This is a genomic window from Pseudomonas sp. NBRC 111123 (assembly GCF_001320205.1).
Lineage (GTDB): Bacteria > Pseudomonadota > Gammaproteobacteria > Pseudomonadales > Pseudomonadaceae > Aquipseudomonas > Aquipseudomonas putida_J.
The window spans coordinates 1-16038 of record NZ_BCAZ01000004.1 but is presented as its reverse complement, the minus strand read 5'-3'; the positions used below and the strand labels follow the sequence as shown (position 1 = coordinate 16038).

At 64.5% G+C, this 16038-nt stretch carries 12 protein-coding genes and 1 pseudogene; 3 read left to right on the top strand and 10 right to left on the bottom strand.

Annotated features, from left to right (window positions below):
* Positions 1-19 precede the first annotated feature (19 nt).
* The 3 genes and pseudogenes from APH27_RS03540 to metG all read right to left on the bottom strand — a co-directional run.
* Positions 20-661 (bottom strand): annotated as a pseudogene (locus APH27_RS03540) (RnfABCDGE type electron transport complex subunit B); the annotation flags it as partial.
* Positions 658-1206 carry an Rnf-Nqr domain containing protein gene (locus APH27_RS03535; RefSeq protein WP_060483993.1) on the bottom strand — a complete coding sequence of 183 codons (549 nt, stop codon included), beginning with the start codon at positions 1204-1206 and terminating at the stop codon, positions 658-660. The gene APH27_RS03535 and the pseudogene APH27_RS03540, both read right to left, overlap by 4 nt.
* An 89-nt stretch (positions 1207-1295) precedes the next feature.
* Positions 1296-3335 (bottom strand): methionine--tRNA ligase, encoded by a 2040-nt coding sequence (metG, locus tag APH27_RS03530; RefSeq protein ID WP_027918958.1) that lies wholly within the window; start codon positions 3333-3335, stop codon positions 1296-1298.
* 156 nt (positions 3336-3491) lie between these two features.
* Here metG and apbC point away from each other — a divergent pair, with 156 nt between their 5' ends.
* The gene (gene apbC, locus APH27_RS03525) at positions 3492-4586 is read left to right on the top strand and encodes an iron-sulfur cluster carrier protein ApbC (RefSeq protein ID WP_060483992.1); all 1095 of its coding nucleotides are present in this window, start codon (positions 3492-3494) and stop codon (positions 4584-4586) included.
* A gap of 118 nt (positions 4587-4704) precedes the next feature.
* On the opposite strand, the gene APH27_RS03520 is transcribed toward apbC, so the two are convergent.
* Positions 4705-4914, bottom strand: coding sequence for a cold-shock protein (locus APH27_RS03520; protein WP_003254922.1), 210 nt, complete (start codon positions 4912-4914; stop codon positions 4705-4707).
* A gap of 328 nt (positions 4915-5242) precedes the next feature.
* Here APH27_RS03520 and dcd point away from each other — a divergent pair, with 328 nt between their 5' ends.
* Positions 5243-5809 carry a dCTP deaminase gene (dcd, locus tag APH27_RS03515; protein ID WP_012313046.1) on the top strand — a complete coding sequence of 189 codons (567 nt, stop codon included), beginning with the start codon at positions 5243-5245 and terminating at the stop codon, positions 5807-5809.
* 99 nt (positions 5810-5908) lie between these two features.
* The gene (locus APH27_RS03510; RefSeq protein WP_027918956.1) at positions 5909-6136 is read left to right on the top strand and encodes a hypothetical protein; all 228 of its coding nucleotides are present in this window, start codon (positions 5909-5911) and stop codon (positions 6134-6136) included.
* Here the strand turns inward: APH27_RS03510 and pdeM are convergent, their stop codons facing one another.
* From pdeM to APH27_RS03480, 6 genes are all read right to left on the bottom strand, one after another.
* Positions 6137-6796, bottom strand: a complete 660-nt coding sequence (gene pdeM / locus APH27_RS03505) for a ligase-associated DNA damage response endonuclease PdeM (protein ID WP_060483991.1) — start codon at positions 6794-6796, stop codon at positions 6137-6139. It lies immediately after the preceding gene.
* Entirely contained in the window at positions 6793-9243 is a 2451-nt protein-coding gene (locus APH27_RS03500; protein ID WP_060483990.1) for a ligase-associated DNA damage response DEXH box helicase, read from the bottom strand. The genes pdeM and APH27_RS03500 overlap by 4 nt, the downstream gene beginning before the upstream one ends.
* 68 nt (positions 9244-9311) lie before the next feature.
* Complete coding sequence (locus APH27_RS03495) at positions 9312-10427, bottom strand: succinylglutamate desuccinylase/aspartoacylase family protein (protein ID WP_027918953.1); 1116 nt, start codon at positions 10425-10427, stop codon at positions 9312-9314.
* A gap of 96 nt (positions 10428-10523) precedes the next feature.
* Positions 10524-12182 (bottom strand): ATP-dependent DNA ligase, encoded by a 1659-nt coding sequence (locus APH27_RS03490; protein ID WP_060483989.1) that lies wholly within the window; start codon positions 12180-12182, stop codon positions 10524-10526.
* A complete protein-coding gene (locus tag APH27_RS03485; RefSeq protein ID WP_060483988.1) occupies positions 12179-13195 on the bottom strand; it encodes a ligase-associated DNA damage response exonuclease in 1017 nt (338 codons plus the stop codon). Before APH27_RS03485 ends, APH27_RS03490 begins: the two co-directional genes overlap by 4 nt.
* A gap of 427 nt (positions 13196-13622) precedes the next feature.
* Positions 13623-16010, bottom strand: a complete 2388-nt coding sequence (locus tag APH27_RS03480; protein ID WP_060484077.1) for a penicillin acylase family protein — start codon at positions 16008-16010, stop codon at positions 13623-13625.
* Positions 16011-16038 lie beyond the last annotated feature (28 nt).

The following is a 16038-nucleotide window of genomic DNA, read 5'->3' as shown; positions in this document are numbered from 1 at the left end:
CAGGCCCGGCCGCTGTGTGCGCGGCATTGGCGGCGGCGGTTTGTTGCGCCTTGATGCGTTCGAGGGCGGCCTTGATCGGGTCTGCCGCGCCTTTGGCGGCTTCGGCCGCACGTGCCAGGCGCTGCGCTTCCCGGCGCGCCACATCGCGTTGCAGGCGGGCGCTTCGCTGTTCATGGCGCTGGCGGGCTTTATCGCGGCGCTGGCGGCGGGCCTGCAGTTGCTCGGGGGTATGGGCCAGGCCGCTGACAATCGGCACCACCGCCGCCGGCAGTGGGCGCATGTCGATGCAGTCGACCGGGCAGGGCGACAGGCAAAGGTCACAGCCGGTGCATTCGTTGGCGATGACCGTGTGCATCAGTTTTGCGGCACCGATGATGGCATCGACCGGGCAAGCCTGGACGCACTTGGTGCAACCGATGCATTCGGCTTCGCGAATATAGGCAACCTGGGGCGGTGCGCTGCCCCGTTGCGGGTCCGGCGCCAGCAGCGGTACCTCGAGCAGCGCGGCCAGCGCGGCGATGGTTTCGCTGCCGCCCGGCGGGCACTTGTTGATTGCTTCGCCTGCAGCCAGGCCTTCGGCGTAGGGCCGGCAGCCATTGTGGCCGCATTTTCCGCATTGGGTCTGCGGCAACAGGGCGTCGATACGTTGAATCAAGTTCATTGCGTGAAAAGTCCGTTGAAACCCGAGAACGCCAGGGCCATGACACCCGTACCGATCAATGTAATAGGCAGGCCGCGCAGCGCGGCCGGTATTTCAGCGTGCTGACTGCGCTGGTACAGGTCGTCAAACAGCGTCAGCGCAAGCCAGAAGCCGAGGCCGGCCAGTATCCCCACGCTCAACGTTGCAAGCGCGCCAGTGCGGGTTCCCGTCACTTGCAGTGCCAAGCCCAGCAGCAATGCATTGCCCAGCATCGGTCGCGCAAGGTGCCGGGTGGGCCACTGCGGACGTAGCGTTGCCAGCATCTGCGGCAGTCCCCATGCGAGCAGTCCCAGCCAGGGCAGGAGCAGGAACAGGCGCAGGTCCTGCGCATGCAAGGGCACTACGATCACGCGCTCGAGCACTTGCCCGCCGATTACCCCGAGCGCTGTCGACATGGCACCTGCCAGGCCGCACACGTGCAGCCGCAGCCGGCTTGGCGGCTGTTTTTGCAAGAGCAGATGGCTGACCAGCGCAGCGCTTGCCAGGATCAGCATGTAGTCGTTCATGTGAATGACGATAGCCGGGAAACGCCTTGCACGTCCGGCATTGGCGCAGCAGATGGAGCTGCCCCGGCGGTGAGTCCGGGGCAGTGGGGTTACTTGATGCGCTGACCTGGCTTGGCGCCGCTGTCAGGGCTGAGCAGGTAGATCTCTTCGCCGCCAGGGCCGGCCGCCATGACCATGCCCTCGGACACGCCAAAGCGCATTTTCCGCGGCTTGAGGTTCGCCACCATCATGGTCAGGCGGCCTTCCAGCTTGGACGGGTCCGGATAGGCCGACTTGATTCCGGAGAACACATTGCGGCGCTCGTCACCGATGTCCAGGGTCAGTTGCAGCAACTTGTCGGCCCCAGGCACGGCTTCGGCCTTGACGATCAGCGCGACGCGCAGGTCGACGGCGGCAAAGGTGTCGAACTCGATCTCGGTCGACAGCGGGTCTTTGCTCAGCTCGCCATTGCCAGCTGGTGCCTGTGCTTCGGCGGCCAGCAGGTCTTCCTTGCTGGCTGCGACCATGGCTTCGACCTTGGCCGGCTCGATGCGGCTCATCAGCGCCTTGAAGGGGTTCAACGGGTGGTTTTCCAGGCGCGATTGATGGTCGTTCCAGGTCAGCGGGGCGACGTTGAGGAACGCTTCGGCGTCGGCGGCCAGCAGCGGCAACACTGGCTTGAGGAAGATCACCAGCTGGCGGAACAGGTTGATGCCCTGGGCGCAGATGGCCTGGACTTCGTCCTGCTTGCCTTCCTGCTTGGCCAGCGACCAGGGCGCCTTGTCGGCGATCCAGGCGTTGGCACGGTCGGCCAGGGCCATGATTTCGCGCATTGCACGGCCGAAGTCGCGGCCTTCATAGGCCTCGGCGATCGACGGGGCTGCGGCGAGGAAGGCCTCGGTCAGCTCCGGCGCTGCGTCGCCCGCGACCATCACGCCAGCATTGCCCTTGTGGATGAAGCCTGCGCAACGGCTGGCAATGTTGACGACCTTGCCGACCAGGTCGGAGTTGACCTTCTGCACGAAGTCCTCGAGGTTCAGGTCGAGGTCATCGACGCCACGGCCAAGCTTGGCGGCGTAGTAGTAGCGCAGGTATTCCGGCTGCAGGTGGTCCAGGTAGGTGCGAGCCTTGATGAAGGTGCCACGCGATTTGGACATCTTCGCGCCGTTGACGGTCAGGTAGCCGTGCACGTTGACCGCGGTCGGTTTGCGGAAGCCGGCGCCTTCGAGCATGGCTGGCCAGAACAGGGCGTGGAAGTTGACGATGTCCTTGCCGATGAAGTGATACAGCTCGGCCTTGGAGCCTTCGTTCCAGAAGGCATCGAAGTCCAGTTCAGGGCGGCGGGCACAGAGGTTCTTGAAGCTGGCCATGTAGCCGATCGGCGCGTCCAGCCAGACGTAGAAGTACTTGCCTGGCTCGCCTGGGATCTCGAAGCCGAAGTAGGGCGCATCACGCGAGATGTCCCACTCCTGCAGGCCGGAATCCAGCCATTCGGCGAGCTTGTTGGCCACGGCATCCTGCAGGGTGCCGCTGCGGGTCCACTGCTGCAGCATGGCCTGGAAGTCTGGCAGCTTGAAGAAGAAGTGCTGGGAATCGCGCAGTACCGGCGTGGCACCGGAGATTGCCGACTTGGGGTTCTTCAGTTCGGTCGGGGCGTAGGTGGCGCCGCACTTCTCGCAGTTGTCGCCGTACTGGTCTTCAGCCGCACATTTCGGGCAGGTGCCCTTGATGAAACGGTCGGCGAGGAACATGCCCTTTTCAGGGTCGAAATACTGGGTCACCGAACGGGTGGCGATGTGCCCGGCGTCACGCAGGCGTGAGTAGATAAGGCTCGACAGCTCGCGGTTTTCGTCACTGTGGGTGGAGTGGAAGTTGTCGAAGTCCACCAGGAAGTCTGCGAAGTCGCCGCTGTGCTCGGCCTGGACATTGGCGATCAACTGCTCGGGGGTGATGCCTTCCTTTTCGGCGCGCAGCATGATGGCCGAACCGTGGGCATCGTCGGCGCAGACATAGATGCACTGGTTGCCGCGCAGCTTCTGGAAGCGCACCCACATGTCCGTCTGGATGTACTCCAGCATATGGCCAAGGTGGATGGATCCATTGGCATAGGGCAGGGCGCTGGTGACGAGAATCTGACGTGGCTCGGACATGGTGGCTCGGCTACTTATCTGGCTCGGGTAAAAATGAGGGTGATCGGCCACTATAAAGGGCCGGCGAAGATATTTCACCCCAAGCACGCATCTGCTGACGATTGACGGGTTACGATAGGCGTCTGTTTCGTACTCTGTTTGCCAATGGGAGTGTCCATGAGTGCCGTCACCCGTGCCGCCGTCGAAGGCGTGCTTCGCCAGTACACCGACCCTTACCTGAACCAGGACCCGGTCAGCGCCGGCTGCGTGCGCGCTATCGACATCCAGGCTGGGCAGGTCGCTGTGCAGTTGCAGCTGGGCTATGCCGCCGGCTTGTTCAAGAACGGCTGGGCCCAGGTGCTGCAGACCGCGATCGAAAACCTCGACGGTGTCAGCTCGGCCCAGGTATCGATCGACTGCCAGGTCGCCGCGCACAAGGCCCAGGCCCAAGTGCCGGCCATGGCCAACGTCAAGAACATCATCGCCGTGGCCTCGGGCAAGGGCGGGGTCGGCAAGTCGACCACGGCCGCCAACCTGGCCTTGGCCCTGGCCCGTGAAGGTGCCCGCGTGGGCATTCTCGATGCCGACATCTATGGCCCCAGCCAGGGCGTGATGTTCGGTATCCCCGAGGGTACCCGCCCGCAGATTCGCGAGCAGAAGTGGTTTGTGCCGATCAAGGCCCACGGCGTCGAAGTCATGTCCATGGCATTTCTCACCGATGACAACACGCCGATGGTCTGGCGTGGGCCGATGGTCTCGGGTGCATTGTTGCAACTGGTGACCCAGACTGCCTGGGACGACCTGGATTATCTGGTCATCGACATGCCGCCGGGTACTGGCGATATCCAGCTGACCCTGGCGCAGAAGGTGCCGGTGGCCGGCTCGGTGATCGTCACCACGCCGCAGGACCTGGCCCTGCTGGATGCCAAGAAAGGCGTGGAGATGTTCCGCAAGGTCAACATCCCGGTGCTGGGTGTGGTGGAGAACATGGCCGTGCACATCTGCTCGAACTGCGGCCATGCCGAGCACCTGTTCGGCGAAGGCGGTGGTGAGAAGCTGGCGGCGCAGTATGGCGTCGACCTGCTGGCCTCGCTGCCGCTCTCGATGCTGATCCGCGAGCAGGCCGACAGCGGCAAGCCGACGGCGATTGCCGAGCCGGAAAGCCAGATTGCCATGGTCTACCAGGAACTGGCGCGCCAGGTGGGCGCACGGATCGTGCTGCAGGAAGCGGCGGCGCCGGCAATGCCGAGCATCACCATCAGCGAGGACTGAAAACCGCACGAGCTGCTTCGCGGGCTGCCCGCGAAGCAGGCGACTCAGCATTTCAGTGAGGCATAAAAAAACCCGCCAGAAGGCGGGTTTTTTTGAAAGCTAGGAAGCTGAGATCGACTTAGGCGATCTGAACTTCTTCAGCCTGCATGCCTTTCTGGCCGCGGGTAGCGACGAAAGTAACAGCCTGGCCTTCTTTCAGGGTTTTGAAGCCGTCAGCTTGGATGGCTTTGAAGTGCACGAACAGGTCGTCGCCCGACTGAGGGGTGATGAAGCCGTAGCCTTTCTCATCGTTGAACCACTTAACAACACCGGATTGACGGTTGGACATTTTTCTGTCTCCTTGGACAATTTGATAACGGTCAGGAAAAACCCTGGCCGGGACTGAGCGCAAAGAGAGCAGAAAATTCAGCGATGGGCCGATCAGGATCGTGCATCAAACTAGAGATTCTCGGTGTCACGTGCAGCACAGTGGCGTCACCTTACCCCACTTTCCGCGAGCTGCCAATGGTCTGTGAACGCTTTACGCAAATTCAGATCGGCGGCGGCTACAGCCCCCGTCCGGCGCGGGATGTGGCACGGAACTTTAACCCAGGCGCCGGGACCGGTAATATGCGCGTCTGGATTTTCCCCTCGCAACTCTTCAGGACACCCCCGCCATGAGCATCAAATCGGACAAGTGGATTCGCCGCATGGCGCAGGAACACGGCATGATCGAACCGTTCGTCGAGCGCCAGGTGCGCGGCGAACACGACAGCCGGGTCATCTCCTTCGGCGTCTCCAGCTACGGCTACGACGTGCGTTGCGCCGACGAATTCAAAGTGTTCACCAACATCAACTCGGCCACCGTCGACCCGAAAAACTTCGACGCCGGCAGCTTCGTCGACGTCAAGAGCGATGTCTGCATCATTCCGCCGAACTCCTTCGCGCTGGCCCGTACTGTCGAGTACTTCCGCATCCCGCGCAACGTGTTGACTATCTGCCTGGGCAAGAGCACCTACGCCCGTTGCGGGATCATCGTCAACGTCACCCCGCTCGAGCCGGAGTGGGAAGGCCACGTGACCCTGGAATTCTCCAACACCACCACCTTGCCGGCGAAGATCTACGCCAACGAAGGCGTGGCGCAGATGCTGTTCCTCGAATCCGATGAAGAGTGCGAAGTGTCTTACAAGGACCGTGGCGGCAAGTACCAGGGCCAGCGCGGCGTCACCCTGCCGCGCACCTGATCCGACGAGCGCGGGGAATTACTTTCCCTGCTGGCACTCCAAGAATTTGAACAGTGCCGAATACGCATGCAGCGTGTCGGCCCTCGTCAGGAGCTGCCAATGAAACTCGACCCCGTAATCACTGCGAAGCTGGCTGTACTGCAGCCCAACCAGATCGGGTTGCTGGCCTGGTCACTGCTGGCGCACCCGCTGCCCATGCAGGCCGGCGGCGTGCCGCACCAGCCAGATCCCGATACGCCGCAGCCGGCGGAGCCCGGTGAACATCCGCCGATGGAGCCGGGTGAACCTACCCTTCCCGACGAGCCGCCACCTTCTCCGGTTGCCTGATCAGAGGGCAAGTGCCCAGACATGATCGTCGCCAGCGAGGAAAACGCGGCCGCTCAGGCCCGGCTCGACCAACCATCCCCCGGTGAATTCACCAAATGCCGGCAGCAGGCTGACCTGAGCATCGATCAAGAAGCAAGGTAGCCTGAGCTTTTGTCGAGCCCGCCCGCGCAGCACGAATACCGGATGCACGTGCCCGGCCAGCACTGGGTGGCTGGGGTGAGGCAGCGGTTCGTGCTGCAGGGCAAAGGGTTCCAGCAGCAACGGTTCGTCCCGCACTTCGATCCCCAGTGCCAGAGGCGGGTCACCGGCGTGGCGATCATGGTTGCCACGCACCAGCACTACCTTGAGCCTGGCATGGCGGCTTCTCCATGTGTGCAGGCTGGCCAGCGTGGCAGGGGAATGCGCAGCACGTGCGTGAAGAAAGTCGCCGAGGATGATCAACTGCTCGCAATCATGGCTGTTCAGCAATGCATCCAGGCGTGCCAGGGTGGCGGCCGTGGTGCCTCGTGGAACAGGTTGATGCAACGCTCGGTAACTGGCCGCCTTGCCGATATGGACGTCGGCCACCAGCAGGGCGCGGCGGGCTGGCCAGTAGATTGCCTTGTCCGGTAACAGCCAGAGCGTTTCGCCACAGTGCTCGATGGGCAGATAAGTATTCATGGCCTGTTTGCCGCCTTCTCCAGGTCGGCCACCATTCGCGCAATGCGGTCGGCCAGTTTTTCTGTGCTCAAGGTCTCGCGCATGCCTTCCACCAATAGGGCGAACGCCAGCGGGCCAGGCCGCTGCAGTGCGCGCAGGTCCAATTGCAGGCCCTGCATCTTGAGCAACTGGCGATGCAGCCGCTCGATCTCCAGTTCTTCGCTCAGTACTTCATCGCGGGCCTGGCCGAGCAGCAGGTTGCCGGCATCATGTTTGCGGAACACCTCATAGAACAACCCGCTGGAGGCTTGAATCTGCCGTGTGCTTTTTTGCGCGGCCGGGTAGCCCCCGAACACCAGGCCGGCGATCTGGGCGATTTCGCGAAAACGCCGCAGCGCCATTTCGCCAGCGTTCAGGCTCGCCAGCACGTCCTCCAGCAGCTTGTCGCCCGACAGCGCCTCTGGCAGGCAACTGGCCCAATCCACACTGCTGGGGCTGAGCAGCTCGAAACCATAGTCATTCACTGCGATGGACACCGATAGCGGCTGCACCCGGCTCACCCGCCAGGCGATCAGATTGGCCAGGCCCAGGTTGGCCATGCGCCCTGCGAAAGGGTAAAGGAACAGATGCGAGCCCTGGCGCGATCCCAGCGTTTCGGCCAGCAGCGTGCCGCAGGTGGGTAAGGCCGACCACTGCGACTGCACGGCCAAAAGTGGCCGTACGGCCTGCATCTCCGGGCCGGTAAAGTGCCCATGCGCGGCTGCATCGAGTTGCTTGACCAGCGCGTCGGCCAGTTCACTGGACAGCGGCATGCGCCCGCCATTCCAGCGCGCCACGGCGGCCTTGCGCGCGGTACTGCGGCGTACGTAGGCGGTCATGCCTTCGACCCGCACCAACTCCAGGACCCGTCCGGCAAACACCAGGGTATCGCCAGGTCGCAGGCGGGCAATGAAGGCTTCCTCGACACTGCCCAGGTGCTTGCCGCCGCCACCCTTGCTCCAGTACTTGAGCTGCAGGCTGGCGTCGCTGACGATAGTGCCGATGCCCATGCGCTGGCGCCGTGCCAGGCGCTCGCTGGTCACCCGCCAGACCCCGTCTGGGTGCGCCTCTACCCGCTGATAATCGGGGTAGGCCGTCAAGGCGTGGCCACCGTGATTGACGAAGTCCAGGGCCCACTGCCACTGGTCGTCGCGCAGGTCGCGGAATGCCCAGGTGCTGCGAACTTCCTCAAGCAATTGACCAGGGCGAAAGCCACTGCCCAGCGCCATGCTGACCACGTGCTGGACCAGGACATCCATGCATAGGCGCGGCGAGCGACGCGCCTCGATGTGGCCGGCAGCCAGTGCCGCCCGGGCAGCGGCGGCTTCCACCAGTTCCAGGCTATGGGTCGGTACCAGGGTTATGCGCGAGCGGCGCCCCGGTGCATGGCCAGAGCGGCCGGCACGCTGCATGAGGCGAGCAATGCCTTTGGCCGAGCCGACCTGCAGCACCCGTTCGACCGGCAGGAAATCCACCCCCAGGTCCAGGCTGGACGTGCAGACGACTGCCTTGAGTGTGCCCTGCTTGAGGCTCTGCTCGACCCAGTCGCGGGTCGCCCGGGCCAGTGACGCATGATGCAAGGCAATTTGCCCGGCCCAGTCGGGGCGGGCGTCCAGCAAGGCCTGGTACCAGAGTTCGGCCTGGGCACGGGTGTTGGTGAACACCAGGCTGCTGGTGCTGGCGTCGAGCTCATCGGCAACCTGGCCGAGCATCTTCAAGCCCATGTGCCCAGCCCAGGGGAACCGTTCGATGGCATCGGGCAGCAAGGTGTCGACAAGCAGCTGCTTGTCCTGCCGGCCTTTCACCAGCTCACCACCCTCTGGAAGCAGCACCTCAAGGGCGTGCGGCAGATTGCCAAGCGTGGCCGACAAACCCCAGGTCATCAGGCCGGGATGCCAGCGGCGCAAGCGGGCCAGGGCCAGTTGCAGCTGCACCCCGCGCTTGTTGCCAAGCAGCTCGTGCCATTCATCCACCACCAACAGGCGCAGGCTGGCAAAGTCATCGGCGGCCTGCGCCCGGGTCAACAGCAGGGTCAGGCTTTCCGGCGTGGTGATCAGGGCGCTTGGCAGGCGCCGGGCCTGGCGAGCGCGCTCGGCGCTGCCGGTGTCGCCACTGCGCACGCCGACCGTCCAGTTCAGGCCGAGCTCATCCAGTGGCATTTGCAGGGCACGCGCCGTATCGGCCGCCAGTGCGCGCATGGGGGTGATCCAGAGCACCTGCAGCCCTGCGGGCTGGCGCCCGGTGGCTGGCTTGGCGAAGGCACGCAGCGCTCCCAGCCAGAGCGCATAAGTCTTGCCCGCGCCTGTGCTGGCATGCAGCAGCCCTGATTCGCCACGGCCGACTGCCGCCCATATCTGGCGCTGGAAAGCGAAGGGCTTCCAGCCACGGGCGGTGAACCAGGCATTGGCGAGGTCGGCAGGGGCGGGCATGGCGGCGAGAGGTCCTGAGCAGGTTGTGCTTCTACAGACCACTTGCCCCATGCATTGGTTTTAACCGATCAGTTGGCCAGCAGGTATCCGCTGCGGCACACCTGCTCACCCGCGACATGGGCAATGACCATGCCCGCCGTGGCCATGCGCCGTACGCTGCGTGCATACAGCAGGCCGGGTTGGCTGTTGCGTATGGCGGTCACCCGGTCACTCAGCGGGTCGATGACTTCGGCGATCAGTTGCCCGGCTTCCAGCTGCTGACCAGGGCGGGCGTGATACACCAGCAGCCCGCCAAGGGGCGCGGCCACGGGTTCAACGGCAGCCAGTGGTGTGGCCAGGCGTGGTAGCGCCGGCAGGGGGGGCACAGTGCCTTCGATGACACTTGCGTGGGTCAGGTAATCGAGAATCGCCTGGCAGTCCTGGCTAGCCAGGTCATGGTTCACATCGGCCTGGCCACGCAGTTCGACGGTCACCGCGATGCTGCCCAGCGGGATCGGGTAGCGCTTGCCGAAGCGCTGCTGCAGTTGCCACCAGACCAGGCTGAAACATTCGTCGAACGATTGCCCGCCGGAGTCGGTGGCCAGGAGGCTGGCCTGGGCCCCCAGGTAGCGGGCCAGTGGCTCGACCTGTGGCCAGGCTTCCGGGGTGGTGTAAAGATGTTCGACAGCCTCGAAGTCACAGTGCAGGTCCAGCACCAGGTCGGCATCGCAGGCCAGCCGTTGCAAGGTCAGGCGCTGGGACTGCAACGGCGTGTGCGCCGGGTGAGCATCCAGCCCGCGACGCAGGTATTCGCGGATCAATGCCACGTTGTGGGCTGGGTCCTGGGTCAGGTGGCCTTCGATCTGGTCGCCGATGCTGTCGGAGAGGTCGACGAAGTTACGGTTGAAATTCTCGCCGCTCTGCAGCTCGAAACGGCCCAGGGGGGCGTCCAGCATCACCTGCTCCAGGCCGACCGGGTTGGCCACCGGTACCAGAATGATCTCGCGCAGCAGGCGACCCTGCTGTTCCAGCTCTGCCAGGCGGCGCTTGAGGTGCCAGGCCACCAGCATGCCGGGCAGTTCATCGGCATGCAGCGAGGCCTGGATATACACCTTGGCGCCACCACGTGGGCCGTAGTGGAAGCTGTGCAATTGGCGGGTAATGCCCGGTACGGGCGAGAGCAGGTCGTGAGTCGAATGGTGCATGGTGGTCCTGGCTGCGTGGCGAAAACGGTCTGCGACGGGTCGGCAGAAAGATAGAAGCATAATTTCCGTTGTCGCGCCTCACCGCATTGCCTTCTTTCAGACCAGCAATGCCTGCAGGCTTGCCAGGTCATCGGCCTCATCGACCGGTTTGTCCAGGCGCCAGCGCAACATCCGCGGAAATCTGACGGCGATGCCGCTCTTGTGGCGTTTGGACAGCGCAATGCCCTCGAAGCCCAGCTCGAACACCAGGGTGGGGGTGACGCTACGCACTGGCCCGAAGGTTTCCACGGTGGTCTTGCGGATGATTGCATCCACCTTGCGCATCTCTTCGTCGCTTAGCCCCGAATAGGCCTTGGCGAAGGGCACCAGCGCGCGCTCGGGTGTGCCGGGTGGCGCGTTCCACACGGCAAAGGTGTAGTCGCTGTAGAGGCTGGCACGGCGGCCGTGGCCGCGTTGGGCATAAATCAGTACCGCATCGACGCTGAATGGGTCGATCTTCCACTTCCACCACAGGCCCATGTCCTTGGTCCGGCCTACGCCGTACAGGGCATCGCGCTGCTTGAGCATCAGCCCCTCCACGCCCAGGATGCGCGACTGTTCGCGTTGCCGGGCGAGCTCGCTCCAGTTCTGGCCACCGAGCAGCGGTGAAAGGAGCAGTGGGGCCAAGGGGTGCTCGGCCACTACACACTCCAGCTGCTTACGCCGTTCATGTTGCGGGCGGTTGCGCCAGTCCTCGCCTTGCCATTCCAGCAAGTCATAGGCTTGCAGCACCACTGGAGCGTCAGCCAGGAGCTTCTTGCCCAGGGTCTTGCGGCCGATGCGTTGCTGCAGTACGGCGAACGGCTGCACTGCCGGTGCGCTGGCATCCATGCCTGGCTTCCAGACCAGGATTTCGCCGTCGAGCACGGTGCCATCCGGCAGGCTCTCGGCCAAACCGTGCAATTCGGGAAAGCGCTCGGTGACCAGTTCCTCGCCGCGCGACCAAATCCACAGCTGGCCATCGCGCTTGACGACTTGGGCGCGGATGCCATCCCACTTCCATTCGATCTGCCAGGCAGCGGGCAAGCCGAGCAAGGCTTCGAATTGCTCTGGTGGGGCCTGGAGGGCGTGAGCCAGGAAGAATGGGTAAGGCAGGCCACCGCGCTGGCTATGTTCATCAGCGGATTCTTCGGCGATCAACGTGTGGTAACTGGCGGCCGTTGGGCGATGGCCGATATCGGTATAGCCGACCAATCGCTGGGCCACGCGTTTGGCATCCAGCCCGGCCAGTTGTGCCAGGGCCCGTGTGACCAGTAGCTTGGACACGCCGACGCGAAAACTGCCGGTGATCAGTTTCAGGCAAACCATCAGGCTGGGGCGGTCCAATTGTGCCCACAAGGGGGGCAGGCGTTGCCGGGCTTCGTCAGCTGGCAGGCCACGCAAGGGCAGCAACCGGGTTTCGACCCAGTATGCCAGGCCATCGTCGCTGGCCTGGCTGTCTTCTGGTAGCAGTAGCGAGATGGTCTCGGCCAGGTCGCCCACGGCCTGGTAGCTCTCTTCGAACAACCATTCGGGTAACCCCGCCATCGCCGTGGCCAGTTCGCGCAGCATGCGGGTTGGTACCAGCTGGCGCGGGCGCCCGCCAGCGAGGAAATACACGGCCCAGGCTGCATCCTCGGCGGGCGCTGCAGCAAAGTAGTCGCGCAGGGCCTCGAGCTTGGCATTGCTGGACGTGGTGGCATCCAGGCGCAGGTACAGATCGGCGAAGGCTTTCATGCCTCAGGCTCCCTGATCGTGGTGTCATCCTCTTCGCCGTATTCGGTGACGAAGGCGCGGGCATCCAGGCCTTGCTCGTTGAGGTAGCGCACCAGCACATTTACCGAACCGTGGGTAACCATGACCCGTTCCGCTCCTGTCTGTTCGATGGCCCACAGCAGCCCCGGCCAGTCGGCGTGGTCAGACAACACGAAGCCCCGATCCACACCGCGCCGTCGGCGGGTACCGCGCAACAGCATCCAGCCGCTGGCAAAGGCGTCGCTGTACTCGCCGAAACGGCGCATCCAGCTGCTACCTGCGGCAGACGGCGGCGCCAGAATCAGCGCCTGACGCATCAGCGGGTCGTTGCGCGGGACATCACCGGCATAGCGGGTGGCCGGCAGCTGCACGCCGGCGTCGCGGTACACCCTGTTCAGCGGCTCGACAGCGCCATGCACGAGGATCGGTCCGATGTCCGGGTCCAGCCCATGAAGAATTCGCTGAGCCTTGCCGAAGGCATAGCAGAACAGCACGCTGGCCTTGCCTTGCTCGCAGTTGCTACGCCACCAGGCATTGATCCCGGCAAAGATGTTCGCCTGGCTGGGCCAGCGGTAGATGGGCAGGCCGAACGTGGACTCGGTGATGAAGGTATGGCAGCGCACCGGTTCGAAGGCGGCGCAGGTGCCATCCGGCTCGACTTTGTAGTCACCTGAAGCCACCCACACTTCACCTTGATACTCGAGACGCACCTGTGCCGAACCCAGGACATGGCCGGCCGGGTGCAGGCTGAGTGTGACGCCGTGATGCTGGATATGCTCGCCGTAAGGCAGGGTCTGCAGGTCGATGTCCTGGCCCAGGCGGCTGCGCAGGATGCCTGCGCCAGGGGCTGCGGTCAGGTAGTGGCGGTTGCCGCTGCGGGCATGGTCGCCATGGCCGTGGGTGATCACGGCCCGATCGACCGGCCGCCAGGGGTCTATGTAGAAGTCGCCGGGTGGGCAGTAAAGGCCTTCGGGTCGGGCGATGACGAGGTCCATGGCTTCTGTGTGCTGGTTTGGGGTTACCAGTTAGGAGCCGTGGCTGAAGGTGGAAGTTCGGATGGAGTTGGGGCTGATAGGTGCCTGGCGGAAGATTTATGGCGTCTTTGAGATCGAGCGCCGCCCGCGCGGCGCATCGCGGATAAATCCGCTCCTACATTTTTTCGGGCCAATTATTCCTGTGAGGTTATCGCTGTCCGCCTTGGTGCATGACGGGAGACAGATGGGGCTGCGTCAATGCCCACAGAGATGTATCGCCATACCAACAAGGCGGTCCCTGTTGGCTTCACAGGAGTGACTGGCCCAAAACAAATGTAGGAGCGGATTTATCCGCGATGCGCCGCGCGGGCGGCGCTCGATCTCACAGGCGCTGAGAGCTTTCTGGCGGTCACCCTGGCGGCCCCCCGGCCGATCTTTCCACACGCCCTCACTTGCCCGGAACCAGCGTCAACCGCTGGCTGCCATAGGCCCGCCCGAAGTTCTGCGGCTGCAACGGCAGGCTCATGAACCGCCCCTTGAACCAGGCATCCAGCCCGTCGCTGTAATGCGAACTGGCCGGGTTGCCTGACTGGCCGTTGCTGGTCAGCACCTGCAGCGGTTCGGCCTGGCCGAAGTCGACGATCATCCGCGCCGAGGCGGGCAGGCGAGTGTCGAAGTCGCTACCCCAGGCATAAGGGGTCAGGGCCAGTGTGGTGAAGTCGCCACCGGCGGCCAGCGGCGAACGGCTCAGCGCATCGCCCAGCCCGTGGTAGGCAGGGGCTGGCCAGCGGTACTGGTGCAGCTTGCCCCACTGCCAGGCGCGGCGGTCGCTGCCCAGTTGCGCGGTGCCGGCATCCACGGCGGCGGCCAGGCTGCGGGCGAGGATGGCGGGTTTGTCTTCTTTTTGCGGGGTATTGCGATCGTCCCAGAACGGGCTGTCGTCGCGGCCCAGCAAGTGGTCGGCCTGTGCCGAGTACGACAGGCGGGCGCCGCTGACGAACGCCTGCCAGGCTGGGTTCGATTCCGGGCCGAGGTCGTCGAGGAAGGTCTGCCGGGCCACTTCCTGGAGGAACAGTTCGTAAAGCGCGGCATCCGCCGAAACCGGGCTCAGGCGGCCATCAAAGGCCTTCAACCGGGCAAGGGCATCGCGCGCCTTGTCGCGCTGGGCCGCGGGCAGCGCATCGATCGCGTGCTTGAGCGGCTGGGCCATGCCAGGCGCGTCGAACATCTGCTTCAGCTTGTCAGCCAGCAGCGTCACCTGGTCGTTCTGCATGGCCATCACGCTGCGGCTGTCGTGGCGGCCGTTGCCGGCCAGCTGCGCCAGGCGCTCGGCGCGTTCAGGGTAGTACCAGGTGCTGGACAGCTGCATGCCATAGCCCCGCGGCAGGCTGCGCTGGTTGGCGTGGGCGATCCAGCCGGCCGGTGGGTCCTGGTCATAGGGGTGCAGCATCGGGTCGGCGTAGCCGTCCCAGTCATAGCGACCGTCCCAGCCAGGCGATGGCAACAGCCCTTGGCCTTCGCGGCGGTTCGGGTAACGGCCGCTGACTTGCCAGCCGATATGCTCAGGCTCGGCGAAAACGAAGTTGAGCGCGGCCGTGGCGACTTCACGGGTGCTGTCGAAGGCGCGCTCTATGTTTTGTGCGCGGGTCAGGTCGAACAGTGCATCGAGGCTACGGTCGCCCTTGAGCTGAGGCAGGCTCAGCGCCAGGCCCAGGCTGGCGTTCCCTGCCTGGGGGAGCAGGGTGCCGTGGCGGGTGTCGTACATCACCTCGCGCTGTGGGCGTTGGCCGCGAACAAAGAAGGTTTCGCTGCGGGCTCGGGCTGGCAGCCACTTGCCGTCGGCCAGGTAGGTCACCTGGCTGCCCGCATGGCGCAGTTGCTCCAGGTACAGGTCCTGGTTGTCGGCCATCACCGCGCTGCTGCTCCAGGCCAACTTGCCGTTGTAGCCGGCCAGCACGATGGGCAGGCCCGGCAGGGACAGGCCGGCAACCTGGTACTTGCCCGTGTGGATCTGCACCGGGCTCAAGGCCCAGGCCGCGCGGCTGTCGCTGGCCAACAGGCTCTTGCCGCTGCGGCTGCGTTGCGGGCCCAGCGCCAGGTTGGCCGAACCGGGGCTGCCCAGCAGGTCGAGGTCGGCGAGTTTCTGGCTGGCCGCCGCCAACGCAGGCAAGCCTGGCAGCTGGCTGCCCAGGTTCAGGCCCTTGAGTTTTTCCACTTCGGCGTGAGCCAAGGGCTCGTCTGGCGCGCCGGGCAGCAGCCAGGGCAGTTTGTCGTTGCCGACTTTCTGCGCCAGGGTCAGGGCACTTAGCTCTTCCTGTAGGTTCACCGACTGGCTGAAGGCGTACAGGCTGAAGATCAGCGCCGAATCTTCAGGCTTCCAGTATTCCGGGCGATAACCACTGCTGGCCAGGTTGGCGGGCAGCTTGTCGCGGTAACGGAACAGGTAGGCGTTGACCCCGCGGGCATACACTTCGAAGAAGCGCTTCAGGCGTGGTGATGCGTCGGCGTACTGCTGGGCGGCACTTTGCTTGAGGTTGGCGGCGCGCATCAGCCGGTCGATATCCAGCGCTTCGCTGCCGGCAAGCTCCGCCAGGCGGCCCTGGGCGAGCAGGCGCATGGTGAGCATCTGCTCGATGCGATCACCTGCATGCACATAGCCGAGGGTAAACAGGGCGTCATGGAAACTGCTGCTTTCGATCAGCGGCGCGCCCATGGTGTTGCGCCGGACCGAGACGTTCTGTGCCAGGCCTTTGAGCGGCTGCACGCCGGTGCTCGGTGGCACGCTGTCCTGGTAGCCACCCATCTGGCAGCCGGCGAGCCCGAGCATGCCGAGCAACGTGGCGACGGCGCTGAGTCGCGGGCGG